Below are 13818 nucleotides of genomic sequence, written 5' to 3'. Positions count from 1 at the left end.
GCCACGGCTCGACGGGCGACGGCGTCAACCCGGTGCCGCGCCGCCCCGGCCCCGTACGCGACAGCGTCACTCGACCACATGACGCCCCTCCGCCCGCGCACTGCACGCGCCCCGGAAGGCGCAGCGCTCGCAGTGGTCGCCCGTGCTCGGGGTGAACCGCTCGTCCAGGACGCGCCCGGCCGCGGTGGCGAGCAGTTGCCCCACCCATTCCCCGTCCAGTGGCTCCTGGGCCTGGACCTTGGGGACGTCGTCGCCGCCGTCCTTCTTGGCGGCGCCCTGCCGCAGCTGGACGAGCTCCGCGCCGCCCGGCCCGGGGCGCCCGCCGTCGAAGACGTCGTCCACGGCGCCCTCGCGCACCGCCAGCTGATAGACCGCCAGCTGGGGGTGGTGCTCGACGTCGCCACGGGTCACGGCCTGCTTACCGGTCTTGAAGTCGACCACATAGGCGCGCCCCTGGGCGTCCGTCTCGACGCGGTCCATGCTGCCGCGGATGCGCACCTTATAGACGTCGGCTTCGAGCGTGACGTCGAAGGAGTGTTCGGTGGCGACCGGGGTGCGGCCGCCGCGCTCCATCACATGCCACCGCAGAAAGCGCTCCAGGGCCGCCCGTGCCTGCTCCTTCTCCTGCCGTGACTTCCAGGGGGCGTCGAAGGCGAGCGCGTCCCATACGGAGTCCAGGCGCTCCATGAGGACCGCGAGATCGGCCGGGGTACGGCCGGAGGCGACCTCGTCGGCCAGGACGTGCACGACGTTGCCGAAGCCCTGGGCGGCCGTCGAGGGCGCGTCCGCCTTCACCTCGCGCCCCAGGAACCACTGGAGCGAGCAGGTGTTGACGAGCTGGTCGAGCGCGCTGCCGGAGAGCGCCACGGGCCGGTCCCGGTCGCGCAGCGGGACCTCGCTGTGCGTCGGCTCGTACAGCCCCCACCAGCGGTAGGGGTGGGCGGCCGGGACCAGCGGGCGGCCCTCCTCGTCGCGCAGCGCCGCGAGCCGTGCCAGGCGGCGCGCGGCGGCGTCGCGCAGCGCCTCCGAGGCGTCCGGGTCGACGGTGGTGGCGCGCAGCTCGGCGACGAGCGCGGCGACGGACAGCGGACGGCGCGGCCGCTGGGTGACGTCGGTGGGCGGGACGCCCAGTTCGGCGAGGAAGCGGGAGGGCTGGTCCCCGTCCTCGGAGGCGGCCTTGACGGCGGTGACCACGAGCCGCTCCTTGGCGCGCGTCGCCGCCACATAGAACAGCCGCCGTTCCTCGGCCAGCAGCGCGCCCGGCGGCAGCGGCTCGGCCAGCCCGTCCCGGCCGATCCGGTCGGCCTCCAGGAGCGAGCCGCGCCGCCGCAGATCGGGCCACAGCCCCTCCTGCACCCCCGCGACGACCACCAGGGCCCATTCGAGCCCCTTGGCGCGGTGGGCCGTCATCAGCCGTACGGCGTCGGGGCGGACCATCCGGCGGGAGAGGGTGTCGGCGGCTATGTCCTGGGCGTCGATCTCCGCCAGGAAGTTGAGGGCGCCGCGGCCGCCGGTGCGCTCCTCGGCGCGCGCGGCGGCCTCGAACAGCGCGCACACCGCGTCCAGGTCACGGTCCGCGTTCCGCCCCGCGGTGCCGCCGCGCTGGGCGGCCCGCTCCAGTCGGCCGGGCCAGGGGGTGCCGTCCCACAGCCCCCACAGCGCCTGTTCGGCGGTGCCGCCCCGGGCCAGCGCCTCCCGGGCCGTGCGCAGCAGCCGCCCGAGGTTCTGGGCGCCGCGCGCGTACGCCGGGTCGTGGACGGCGAGGCGCTCCGGCTCGGCGAGCGCCTCGGCGAGCAGGACGTCGGAGGGGCGCGGCACCGCCCGCCCGGCGGACCGCTCCTCCTCGCGCAGCGCGCGGCCCAGGCGGCGCAGATCGGCGGCGTCCATACCGCCGAGGGGCGAGGCGAGCAGGGTCAGGGCGGTCTCGACGCCGAGGACCGCGGACAGCCCGCCGCTGTCCGGCAGCGCGGCCGTGGCGGCGGCCCGCAGCGCCGTCAGCAGGGGGGCCACGGCGGGCTCATGGCGCAGCGGGATGTCATCGCCGTCCACCTCGACGGGGACTCCGGCCGAGGTGAGCGCCCGGCGCACCCCCGGGATCGAGCGCCCCCCGGCGCGCACCAGGACGGCCATCTCACGCCAAGGCACCCCGTCCTCCAGATGGGCGCGGCGCAGGATGTCGGCCACATTGTCGAGCTCGGCGCCCGCGGTCGGGTACGTGTACGCCTCGACGCGGCCGCCGTCGCGGGTGGCCGCGAGCTCCCGGTGCGCCCTTACGGCTCGCACGGGCAGCCGGGTGAGCGGCATCCGGCCGGTGATCTGCCGGGTGGCAGCGAGCAGCGCGGCCCCCGAACGGCGGGAGACGGTGAGGACCTCCATGTCGGCGGGGTGCCCGTCCGCCCGCGGGAAGTCCTCGCGGAACCGGAGGATGCCGCCCACGTCGGCGCCGCGAAAGGCGTAGATGGACTGATCGGGGTCGCCGAAGGCGAGCAGGGTCCTGCCGCCGCCCGCGAGCGCCCGCAGCAGCCGCCCCTGGGCCACGTCGGTGTCCTGGTACTCGTCGACGAACACCGCGTCGTACCGCCCCGCCAGCTCGGCCGCGGCCTCCGGCCGCCCGGCCAGCAGCACCGCGCGGTGCACCAGCTCCGCGTAGTCCAGCACCCCCTGGGCGTCCAGGACGTCGAGGTACTCGGCGAGGAAGCCGGCCGCGGCGGACCAGTCGGGGCGCCCGGTGCGCTCGGCGAACTCCCCCAGCGACCGTGGGCCGAGGCCCAGCTCCCGGCTGCGGGCCAGCACCGCGCGCACCTCGTCGGCGAAGCCCCGCGTGGTCAGGCAGGCGCGCAGGTCGTCCGGCCAGCGGACGAAGGCCCGGCCCTCGCTCGCCAGCTCGGCCTGGCCGGCGAGCAGCTCCCTGACCACGACGTCCTGCTCCGGTCCGGAGAGCAGCCGCAGCGGGTCGACGAAGAGGTCGACGTCCTGGTGGGCGCGGACCAGTGCGTAGCAATAGGAGTGGAAGGTCGTGGCCCGCGGGGCGCCCGCGCCGCCCAGGCGCGCGGCCATGCGGTCGCGCAGTTCGACGGCCGCCTTACGGCTGAAGGTGAGCACCAGGAGCCGCTCGGGATCCGCGCCCTCGCGCACCCGGCGGGCCACCGCCTCCACGAGCGTCGTCGTCTTGCCCGTGCCGGGCCCGGCGAGCACCAGCAAAGGACCGCCCCGGTGCTCAACCACAGCGCGCTGCCGTGCGTCCAGGACAGGAAGGGCACCTGGCTCCGGCCGATGACGGAGCAGGCGGTAGACGCCCTGGGCCGACTGCCGTGAGGACGGCTGCCGTGCCTGCCGCTGCCGCGGAAGGGACGAGGGGGAGGGGCTCACGTTGGATCGCCGGTCCTGGTGGGTTCGCTGGGTGCGGGACAGCCTCTCATGCGCTGCGGGGCCTCACCCGTATGGCTGTGGATACCGCCGGTACGACCGCGAGCCCGCCCCACGCCGGTACGGCCTCGCGCTCACGGCACACCGGTACGGGCTCACGCTCAGCGGACGCCCGTACGGCCGCGAGCCCGCCCCACACGCGTCCGGCCCCGCGCTCATCGCGCCCCGGTACGGCCGCGCGTCCGCCGCCCCCGAGGACGGCCGCCCCGGTCCCGCCGCGGTTCCGAAAGCCGCCCCGCTACCGGCCGTGGTCCTGCCCGCCGCCGTCCCACCGCGCCCTGGCCATGTCGATCCGCGGCACATGGCCCTCGGCCGAGCGCGCCGCCTCGCGCAGCGGGGTGCCCTCCTCGCGGTAGTGGCCAAGGGCGCGCAGCTCATGGCCGGGCAGCAGCACACCGTCCGCGCGCACCACCCGCCACCACGGCACGGCTCCCCCGTAGAGCGCCATCACCCGCCCCACCTGGCGCGGGCCGCCCTCCTCCAGCCATTCGGCGACGTCCCCGTAGGTCATCACGCGGCCGGAGGGGATCAGCTCGGCCACCTCCAGCACCCGCTCGGCGTACTCGGGCAGCTCCTCGGCGCTGTCCCCGTCCTCCGGCTCCCTGTTCTCCCGGCTCATCCGCCCAATCCTGCCGCACCCCTCCGACAACCCCGAAGACAGCCGCGCCGCACGCCCCTCCGCACGCCCCGCGGACCCGCACCACCGCACCCCCTCCGCACGCCCCGCGGACCCGCACCACCGCACCCCCTCCGCACGCCCCGCGGAGCGCACCAGCGCACGCCCCGCGCAGGGTGGCGGCGGGCCCGCTCCGGGCCGGGTCGCGGTTCGATCACGCATTGTGCGGGAATCCTCAGCACGGCGTACCATTCGGGGTCCACGTCCCCGAAATGCACCCTGATGCCCCCCTCCGCAGCCCGGCCATGCCACCATCTTCCGGGCGGTGACTGGTGATACGAGATCAAGAAGAGACGGCGAAGCACCAGGGTGCGCAGCCTCCGGAGGAGGAGGCCCGCACCCCGGAGGCGTTGCCGCCCTCCACGACACCGTCCGGTCGGCCAGAGGCAGAGGTCCCGGGCTCGGGGGATGACTGCGGCCCGGACGGGCCGGAGGGCCATGTGGACCGGGTCTCCGGCGACGAGCCGCTGCTGCCGGCCCGCGTGCACCGCCCCTCCGATCTGCTGCGGACACTGCTCGGGATCCTCGGCATGGCCGTCGTGCTCGCCATCGCGGCCTTCGCCCACGGCACCACCGCGGGTCTGGAGAAGGACATCGGGCACGGTGCCGACCAGGCGCCCCCGCTACTGATCGACTTCGCGGGACTCACGGCCGGAGTGGCCGTCCTCGTCCTGCCGGTGGCCTTCGCCTTCGAGCGGCTGATCAAACGGGACGGACTGCGGATCGCCGACGGTGTGCTGGCCGCGGTGCTGGCCCACGGGGTGTCCCTCGCCATGGACCTCTGGGTCGCCAGAGGTGCGCCCGGCTCGCTCCGCGAGGCGCTCACCCAGCCCGCCCCGGGCGGCACCTTCAGCGACCCCGTGCACGGCTATCTCGCCCCCGTCATCGCCTATATGACGGCCGTCGGCATGGCCCGGCGCCCGCGCTGGCGGGTGGCCATGTGGTGCGTACTGCTGCTCGACGCCTTCGCGGTGCTCGTGGGCGGCTACACCACACCGTTCTCGATCATCCTTACGGTGCTCATCGGCTGGGCGGTGGCCTACGGCACGCTCTACGCGGTCGGCTCCCCCAATGTGCGCCCCACCGGCCAGCACCTGCTCGCCGGGCTACGCAGGGTCGGCTTCAACCCGGTCAGCGCCATGCGCGCCGAGGAGCCCGAGGACGAGCACGGCCATGGCGACCGGGGCCGCCGCTATCTGGTCACGCTGGAGGACGGCCCGCCCCTGGACGTCACGGTCGTCGACCGGGAGCAGCAGGCCCAGGGCTTCTTCTACGGCGTCTGGCAGCGGCTGACCCTGCGGACGATCACCCCGCCGCGCAGCCTCCAGTCGCTGCGCCAGGCCCTGGAGCAGGAGGCGCTGCTCGCCTACGCGGCCATCGCGGCCGGGGCCAACGCGCCCAAGCTGATCGCCACCTCCGAGCTGGGCCCGGACGCCGTGATGCTCGTCTACGAGCACGTCGGCGGGCGCCCGCTGCACGCCCTGCCGGACGAGGCGATCACCGACGAGCTGCTGGCCGGCGCCTGGCACCAGGTCCAGGCGCTGCAGTCGCGGCGGATCGCCCACCGGCGGCTGGACAGCGACGCCCTGCTGGTCGACCGCAACGGCACGGTCTTCCTGACCGATCTGCGCAGCGGCGAGATCGCGGCCGGTGACGTGGTGCTGCGCATGGACATCGCACAGCTGCTGACCACCCTGGGCCTGCGGGTGGGCGCCGAGCGCTCCGTGACCGCCGCGGTGGAGGTCCTCGGCCCGGACGCGGTCGCCGGAAGCCTTCCGCTGCTCCAGCCCCTGGCACTCGGCCGGGGCACCCGGGCGACCCTGCGCCAGCTCGCGCGCGAGCGCGCCCAGCGCCATCGGGAGGCCGTCCTGGAGGCGTCCCACGCCGCCAAGGAGGCCAAGGAGGCCCGGGAGGCCGAGACGCGGGAGGCGCAGGAGGCCGCCGGGGGCCCGGAGACGGCCGTCGGCGACCGTAAGACGGCCAAGGCCGAGAAGCAGGCGGAGAAGCGCGCCATCGAGGAGGCCCTGGAGGACGCCCGCGAGGAGGATCTGCTCTCCCAGATCCGGCAGCAGGTGCTGCTGGTGAGACCCCAGGCGCCGATACAGCCCGAACGGCTGGAGCGCATCAAGCCGCGCACCCTGGTCAGCTTCTGCGCCGGGGCCTTCGCCGCGTACTTCCTGCTGTCCCAGTTCACCCATCTCAAGCTGGGCGCCCTGGTCGGCGAGGCCAACTGGATCTGGGTCATCTTCGCGCTCGTCTTCTCCGCGGTCACCTATCTGGCCGCGGCGCTGAGCCTGCTCGGCTTCGTCCCGGAGAAGGTGCCCCTCGGGCGGACGGTGCTGGCGCAGGTGGCCGCCTCGTTCGTGAAGCTGGTGGCGCCCGCGGCGGTCGGCGGGGTCGCCCTCAACACCCGCTTCCTGCAGCGCGCGGGGGTGCGGCCGGGGCTCGCGGTGGCCAGTGTGGGCGCGTCCCAGCTGTTCGGGCTCGCCAGCCATATCGTGCTGCTGCTGACCTTCGGCTACATCACCGGCACCGAGCGCACCCCGGCGCTCTCGCCGTCCCGGACGGTGATCGCCGGGCTGCTGACGGCCGCCGTCCTGGTCCTGGTGGTGACCGCCATTCCCGTGCTGCGGAAGTTCGTCTCCACCCGGGTGCGGTCGCTGTTCGCGGGCGTCGTGCCGCGCATGCTGGACGTGCTGCAGCGGCCCAAGAAGCTGCTCGCCGGCATCGGCGGCACCCTGCTGCTGACCGCCGCGAACGTGATGTGCCTCGACTCCGCGATCCGGGCGTTCGGCGGTGAGCTGAGCTACGCCAGCATCGCCGTCGTCTTCCTCGCGGGCAACGCCCTGGGGTCGGCGGCTCCCACTCCCGGCGGTGTGGGCGCGGTCGAGGCCGCCCTGATCGCGGGTCTGACCTTCGCCGGGCTGCCGTACGAGACGGCGGCGCCCGCGGTGCTGCTCTTCCGGCTGATGGTCTTCTGGCTGCCGGTGCTGCCCGGCTGGGTGGCCTTCACCCATCTCACCCGCAAAGAGGCGCTGTAGCGCCGGTGCCCGCCCGCGATAGGGCCCTGTAGGGCTCGCCCGCGAAGAGGCGCCGTAGCGCCCGTAGAGGCGCCGCTGGAGCCCTCCCGCGGTCGCCGGGCACCCCAAACCTCCCCTCACCCGTACGCCCCCGCTGTGCGCGCGTGCGGCGGCCGCGGACCTCACGATGGCGGTACCCCCACCCACGGGAGAGCCGCCGTGTCCCGACCTCTGCGCCTCGGTGCGCTGTCCGCCGCCCTGCTGCTGACCGCCCTGACCGCCGGATGCGGCGGCGCCGGCGGACGGCCGGACACCTCGGCCCGCCAGAAACCGGACTGGGCCGGCTGCCCCGCCCCCTCCTCGAGCCAGGACGCGGCCGCCACCAAGGCCCCGGGCGGGGAGTGGGAGTGCGCGACGCTCCATGTGCCGCTGGACTACCGCAAGCCGCACGGCAAGACCATCGGCATCGCCATGATCCGTGCCAAGGCCACCGACCGGCGCCACCGGATCGGTTCGCTGATCTTCAACTTCGGCGGCCCCGGCGGTTCGGGCGTGGCCACCCTCCCGGCGCTCGCGGGCAGCTACAAGCAACTGCGCACCCGCTACGACCTGGTCAGCTTCGATCCGCGCGGGGTCGGCCGCAGCAGCGGGGTGCGCTGCCTCCCGGACCGGCAGCTCGACGCCTACTACGCCGCCGACTCCACCCCGAACGACAACGCCGAGGTGAAGAGCCTGGTCCGCCGGGTGAAGACCTACGCCGCCGGATGCGAGAAGAACTCCGGCACGATCCTGCCGTACGTCGGCACCACCAACGCCGCCCGTGACATGGATCTCATGCGGCGCGTCCTCGGCGACAAGAAGATGCACTACTTCGGCGTCTCGTACGGCACCGAACTCGGCGGCGTCTACGCCCATCTGTACCCGAAGCAGGTGGGGCGCGCCCTCTTCGACGGGGTTGTGGACCCCATGCAGACGCCCGAACAGGGCGCGCTCGGCCAGGCCAAGGGGTTCCAGCGCGCCCTCGACGACTATCTGAAGGCATGCACCAGGACCAGCGCCTCCAGCTGCCCCACCCGGAACCGGATCCGCACGCTGCTGAAGCGGCTCGACGGCCGCCCGGTGCGCGGCTACGGCGGCCGGAGGCTGACCGAGTCCCTGGCCGACGGCGGTATCGCGCAGTCCCTGTACTCGCGGGAGTACTGGCAGTACCTCACCCAGGGGATCGCCGCCGCCCAGCAGGGCGACGGCAGGATTCTGCTGGCCCTGGGGGACGCCATGAACGGACGCGCTCCGGACGGCCGCTACAGCACCCTCCAGGCCGCCCTTACCGCCATCACCTGCGCCGACTTCAAGCAGCGCTATACGGTCCCGGACATCGAGCGGAAGCTGCCCACCTTCCGTAAGGTCTCCCCCGTCTTCGGCGACATGATGGCCTGGGGCCTTACCCAGTGCACCGACTGGCCGGTCCGCGGCGCCTGGACCACGCCCGACGTGAGCGCCAAGGGGGCCGCGCCGATCCTGGTCGTCGGCAACACCGGTGACCCGGCGACCCCGTACGAGGGTGCCGCGCGGATGGCGAAGGAGCTGGGCCCCGGGGTCGGCGTCCAGCTCACCTACAAGGGCGAGGGCCATGGGGCGTACGACAGCGGCAACGCCTGTGTCCGAAAGACGGTCAACGCCTATCTGCTGCGGGGCACGGTGCCTCCGAAGGGCAAGGTCTGCACCTAGGACCGGGGTCCGTGGCCGGGCCCGCCGTACGAACGCCGCGCGAACCGTGACGGCTTCGAGAAGAGTTGCGGACGATTCCGCCCCCGCCTCCTCATAGGATCTCCGGATATGCCGAGTTCCCCACGCACCATACGGACCAGGGCGCTGGTCTCCATGACCGCCATGGTCACCCTCCTCGCCGTCGCGGGCTGCGACGACGACGGGGGAAACGAGCAGGGCAAGGCGTCGTCCGAGCCCTCGGCGTCGGCCCCGGCCGCGCCTTCGGATTCCGGGCTGCCGGGCTCGCTCACCGGTCAGAAGCTCAACTGGTCGTCCTGCCCTGCCCCGACCGCGATGCAGGGCACCGGTGAGAAGCCGGGAAGCGAGTGGGAATGCGCCACTCTCAAGGCGCCGCTGGACTACGCGAAGCCCAGAGGCGAAACGATCGGTCTGGCCATGATCCGCGCCAAGGCCACCGGATCGGGCAAGCGCATCGGCTCCCTGGTGTTCAATTTCGGCGGACCCGGCGGCTCCGGTGTCTCCTCGCTCCCCGGTTTCGCCGCCGCCTACGACACCCTGCGCTCACGCTATGACCTGGTGAGCTTCGATCCGCGCGGGGTCGGCGAGAGCGCCGGGGTGCGGTGCCAGAGCGACAAGGAGATCGACGCCTCGGACGCCGTGGACAGCACGCCGGACGACGACGCCGAGGTCAAGACCGCGATGGCGGACGCCAAGGCGTTCATCAAGGGCTGCGAGAAGCGTTCCGGCAAGGTGCTCGGCCATGTGGACACCGTGAGCGCCGCGCGTGACATGGACCTCATGCGGCAGGTACTGGGCGACGACAAGCTGTCGTACTTCGGCATCTCCTACGGCACCGAACTCGGCGGCGTCTACGCCCATCTGTACCCGAAGCGGGTGGGGCGCGCGGTCCTGGACGCCGTGGTCGACCCCACCGAGGATCCCGAGCAGGGCTCCTACGGCCAGGCGAAGGGCTTCCAGCTCGCGCTCGACAACTACCTCGAGGACTGCGCCAAGAAGGGCACGGCCTGCCCGACCGGCGGCGACCCGGCGGCGGGCGCCGACCGGATCGTGGCCTTCCTGAAGAAGCTCGACAAGAAGCCGCTGTCCACCGAGAGCGGCCGCGAGCTCACCCAGGACGGGGCGCTGGGCGGTATCGCCGCCGCGCTCTACGACAAGGAGAGCTGGAAGTACCTGACGCTCGGGCTGCAGGAGGCGATGCAGCTCGAGGAGGGCAACATGCTGCTCGCGATGGCCGATTCGATGTCCGGCCGCGACGAGAACGGCCACTACAGCAACATCAACGCCGCCAACGCGGCCATCAACTGCGTGGACGACAGGCAGCGTTACACGGTGACCGATGTGAAGGCCCAGCTGCCGCGCTTCCGCAAGGCGTCACCGGTCTTCGGCGAGTATCTGGCCTGGGGCATGCTCGGCTGCACCGGCTGGCCGGTGGACGGCACCACGGACACCCCGGACGTCAGCTCCGAGGGCTCGGCGCCGATCCTCGTGGTCGGCAACACCGGGGACCCGGCCACTCCGTACGAGGGGGCCCGGAAGATGGTCCGGGAGCTGGGCAGGGGCGTGGGCGTCGAGGTCACCTACAAGGGGCAGGGCCATGGCGCGTACAACAGCGGCAACGCCTGTATGACGAAGACCGTGAACGCCTATCTGCTGGACGGGAAGGTGCCCGCGGGCGGCACGACCTGCCGCTGACGCTCTCGCGGCGGCCATAAGGGGCCGACGACAGCCGTAAGGGGGCCGGATCGCCGTCGGCGCGGCGGTCCGGCCCCCTTACGGGCGGTGCGTACCGGGGATCAGTAGACCGGCTTGTCGGGCTCGATCTGGTTGACCCAGCCGATCACGCCGCCGCCCACGTGGACGGCGTCGGAGAAGCCCGCGGACTTCAGGACGGCCAGGACTTCCGCCGACCGGACACCCGTCTTGCAATGCAAGACGATCTTCTTGTCCTGCGGAAGGTCCTGGAGGGCGCCGCCCATCAGGAACCCGTCCTTCGGGATCAGCCGGGCGCCGGGGATCGAGACGATCTCGTACTCGTTGGGCTCGCGGACATCGATGATGTCGATGTTCTCGCCGTCGTCGATCCACTCCTTGAGCTGCTTGGGAGTGATCGTCGAACCGGCCGCCGCCTCCTGGGCCTCGTCCGACACCACACCGCAGAACGCCTCGTAGTCGATCAGCTCGGTGACGGTCGGGTTCGGACCGCAGACCGCGCAGTTCGGGTCCTTGCGGACCTTGACCTGGCGGTAGGTCATCTCCAGGGCGTCGTAGATCATCAGACGGCCGACCAGCGGGTCCCCGGTGCCCGTGAGCACCTTGATGGCCTCGGTGACCTGGATGGAGCCGATGGAGGCGCACAGCACGCCCAGCACGCCGCCCTCGGCGCAGGACGGGACCATGCCGGGCGGCGGGGGCTCCGGGTACAGGCAGCGGTAGCAGGGGCCGTGCTCGGACCAGAAGACCGACGCCTGGCCGTCGAAGCGGTAGATCGAACCCCACACGTACGGCTTGTTCAGCAGCACGCACGCGTCGTTGACCAGATAGCGGGTGGCGAAGTTGTCGGTGCCGTCCACGATCAGGTCGTACTGGGAGAAGATCTCCATCACGTTGTCGGCCTCGAGGCGGCCCTCGTGCAGCACGACGTTCACGTACGGGTTGATGCCGAGGACCGTGTCACGGGCGGACTCCGCCTTGGACCGGCCGATGTCCGCCTGGCTGTGGATGACCTGGCGCTGCAGGTTGGACTCGTCGACCTCGTCGAACTCCACGATGCCGAGGGTGCCCACGCCGGCCGCGGCGAGGTACATCAGGGCCGGGGAGCCGAGGCCGCCCGCGCCCACACAGAGCACCTTGGCGTTCTTCAGCCGCTTCTGCCCGTCCATCCCGACATCGGGGATGATCAGATGGCGCGAGTACCTGCGGACCTCGTCGACGGTGAGCTCGGGAGCCGGCTCGACCAGGGGTGGCAGCGACACGGGGACTCCGTAAGGGGAGGGAGCAGACGGTTCACCCCCGCGTGAGCGGGGTGGTTTTCTTCCTGTAACACTGCCACGCCCCATCTCATTCCATGACACGTGGTCCGAGTCGCGAGACGATTTCGTCCCAGTAGCCGGGCAGGGCCGTCCAGGGCGAATCGGTGCAGGTCCGCCCCTCGAGGTGGGCCGTACGGTCGGTGAAGTAGATCGTTCCCGCGCCCTGCCAGCGGGCGATCCTCAGCGCTTCCTCGAGATGCCGGCGGGGAACGCCGTGCACCTGGTGGCAGAACCGTTCGGGCGGATACCCCGCGGTCCACTCGGCCACCTGGGACCAGCGGTAGTCGGGCCACGAGCCGCGGAAGGTCACCAGCTGATCGGCGAGCTCCATATAGCCCTCATGCGGATGGATGCCCTGGCCGAGCACCAGATAGGCCCCGCCCAGCAGCGCGCGCAGCGTGGCCCCCGTACGGCGGACCTCCGGCAGTCCGGGGCGGTCCACCGGGCAGCGCTCCAGACAGAAGCCGTCGACCTGGTACCAGTCCAGGAAGTGGTTCGCGTCACTGATCACCTCCCCGAAGGGGCGGGTGCCGCACCGCAGGTCGAGATGGCCCAGCACCCGTACGCCCGTGGCGCGCAGCCGGGCCGCCGCCGTAAGGCAGTGCGGATCCCTGCGCGAGCCGGGGCCACGGGTGACATTGAGGACCGTCCAGTGCAGGGGCGCGCCGGGACGGGTGAGCTCGGCCCACTCGGTGGGCGCCACCAGGGGGTGGGCGTAGCCGGGCACTCCGAACCCCAGCCGGGCGGCGGTGGCCGGAACCTCGTGCCCGGGGTCCGCGGGGATCAGATGCGACATGCCGCCTCCATCCAGATGTCGGCGAGCGACTCCTCCAGCGGGATCCTGGCCCGCCAGCCGAGCCGGTCGCGGGCGGTGCGCACGTCGGCCTGCTGCCAGCTGCCGCAGCCGTCCGGGTAGGGGTAGGTGGTGGCGCCGCCGACACCCGCCGGGCCGCCGCCGTGCTCGCCCGCCACCTGCGGGTGGGCGGGGGCGTGGCCGTGGGCGGTGGCATGGCCGTGGGCCGCGCCATGAGGATGGGCGGGCGCCGGGACGTGGACCGTGGCGGCCGGGACATGATGCGGTCCCCCGCGCCCCGGCGGGCTGTCGATCTCGTGCAGGGCGCCGCCGAAGCCGGCGACCCTGGCGAGCACGGAGGCCGCCTCGCGCAGCCTTACGGCGCGCCCGCTGCCGATGTTGACCACGCCCTGCGCGGCCGACAGCGAGGCCGCGTGAACCGCCCGCGCCACGTCCCGTACGTCCACGAAGTCGCGTTGCACGCCCAGGCCGCTCAGCTTGAGCTCGCTCTCCCCGGACTGCATCGCGCGCCGCATCGCCTCCGCGAGCCGCCCCAGCGGCGAACCGGCCGGAGTGCCGGGCCCCACGGGCGAGAAGACCCGCAGCACCACTGCGTCCAGCCCGGAGCCCAGGACCAGCTCGGTCGCGGCGAGCTTGCTCACGCCGTACGGGCCGCCGGGGCGCGGCACGGCGTCCTCGGCGGTCGACGAACCGGGCTGCGAGGGCCCGTACTCGGAGGAGCAGCCGATCTGGACGAGGCGGGCGCCGCAGCCGCTGCGGCGCAGCGACTCGCAGACGGTGGCCACGGCCACGGTGTTGTGCCGGGTGAGCTCGCGCGCCCCGCCACGGGTCGTCCCGGCGCAGTTGATCACCACGCCGGGGTGGACCGCGTTGAGGAAACGGGTGAGCGCGCCCGGACTGCCGTTGGAGAGGTCGAACCGCACATCGGCGTCGTCGCCGCGGCCGAGCGCGGTGAGCTGGACGGCGGGGTCGGCGAGCAGGTGTTCGGCCACATAGCGGCCGAGGAATCCGCCGGACCCGAGCAACAGGACTCTCATCGGTCGCGCCTCCCCGTACCGGCGCGCTGATCGGTCATGTCGCAGCTCATGTGGTTGCTCCTCGGAC

General features: G+C 73.1%; 8 protein-coding genes. 3 read left to right on the top strand and 5 right to left on the bottom strand.

Annotation, left to right across the window (positions count from 1 at the left end):
- Positions 1–66: 66 nt before the first annotated feature.
- Both J2Z30_RS24315 and J2Z30_RS24310 read right to left on the bottom strand, forming a co-directional pair.
- Positions 67–3285 carry an ATP-dependent helicase gene (locus J2Z30_RS24315; RefSeq protein ID WP_245388402.1) on the bottom strand — a complete coding sequence of 1073 codons (3219 nt, stop codon included), beginning with the start codon at positions 3283–3285 and terminating at the stop codon, positions 67–69.
- 379 nt (positions 3286–3664) lie between these two features.
- Complete coding sequence (locus J2Z30_RS24310; protein WP_044570224.1) at positions 3665–4045, bottom strand: MGMT family protein; 381 nt, start codon at positions 4043–4045, stop codon at positions 3665–3667.
- Positions 4046–4374: 329 nt separating this feature from the next.
- Between J2Z30_RS24310 and J2Z30_RS24305 the strand changes: the two genes are divergently transcribed.
- From J2Z30_RS24305 to J2Z30_RS24295, 3 genes are all read left to right on the top strand, one after another.
- On the top strand, positions 4375–7143 hold the full coding sequence (locus J2Z30_RS24305) for a flippase-like domain-containing protein (RefSeq protein WP_044570226.1): 2769 nt from the start codon (positions 4375–4377) through the stop codon (positions 7141–7143).
- Between the two features lie 198 nt (positions 7144–7341).
- Positions 7342–8850: an alpha/beta hydrolase gene (locus J2Z30_RS24300; RefSeq protein ID WP_044570229.1), complete on the top strand. Its 1509-nt coding sequence runs from the start codon at positions 7342–7344 to the stop codon at positions 8848–8850.
- A 108-nt stretch (positions 8851–8958) separates the two neighbouring features.
- Positions 8959–10563 carry an alpha/beta hydrolase gene (locus J2Z30_RS24295; RefSeq protein ID WP_044570232.1) on the top strand — a complete coding sequence of 535 codons (1605 nt, stop codon included), beginning with the start codon at positions 8959–8961 and terminating at the stop codon, positions 10561–10563.
- A gap of 101 nt (positions 10564–10664) precedes the next feature.
- Here the strand turns inward: J2Z30_RS24295 and moeZ are convergent, their stop codons facing one another.
- From moeZ to J2Z30_RS24280, 3 genes are all read right to left on the bottom strand, one after another.
- A complete protein-coding gene (moeZ, locus tag J2Z30_RS24290) occupies positions 10665–11843 on the bottom strand; it encodes an adenylyltransferase/sulfurtransferase MoeZ (RefSeq protein WP_044570234.1) in 1179 nt (392 codons plus the stop codon).
- Positions 11844–11928: 85 nt separating this feature from the next.
- Positions 11929–12696: a spherulation-specific family 4 protein gene (locus J2Z30_RS24285; protein WP_044570236.1), complete on the bottom strand. Its 768-nt coding sequence runs from the start codon at positions 12694–12696 to the stop codon at positions 11929–11931.
- A complete protein-coding gene (locus tag J2Z30_RS24280; protein WP_044570239.1) occupies positions 12684–13751 on the bottom strand; it encodes an SDR family oxidoreductase in 1068 nt (355 codons plus the stop codon). The genes J2Z30_RS24285 and J2Z30_RS24280 overlap by 13 nt, the downstream gene beginning before the upstream one ends.
- Positions 13752–13818 lie beyond the last annotated feature (67 nt).

Origin of the sequence: Streptomyces iranensis, assembly GCF_017874715.1 — a bacterium.
Classification (GTDB): Bacteria; Actinomycetota; Actinomycetes; order Streptomycetales; family Streptomycetaceae; genus Streptomyces; species Streptomyces iranensis.
The sequence above is the reverse complement of the archived record's forward strand: the minus strand, read 5'-3'. Positions and strand labels throughout refer to the sequence as shown.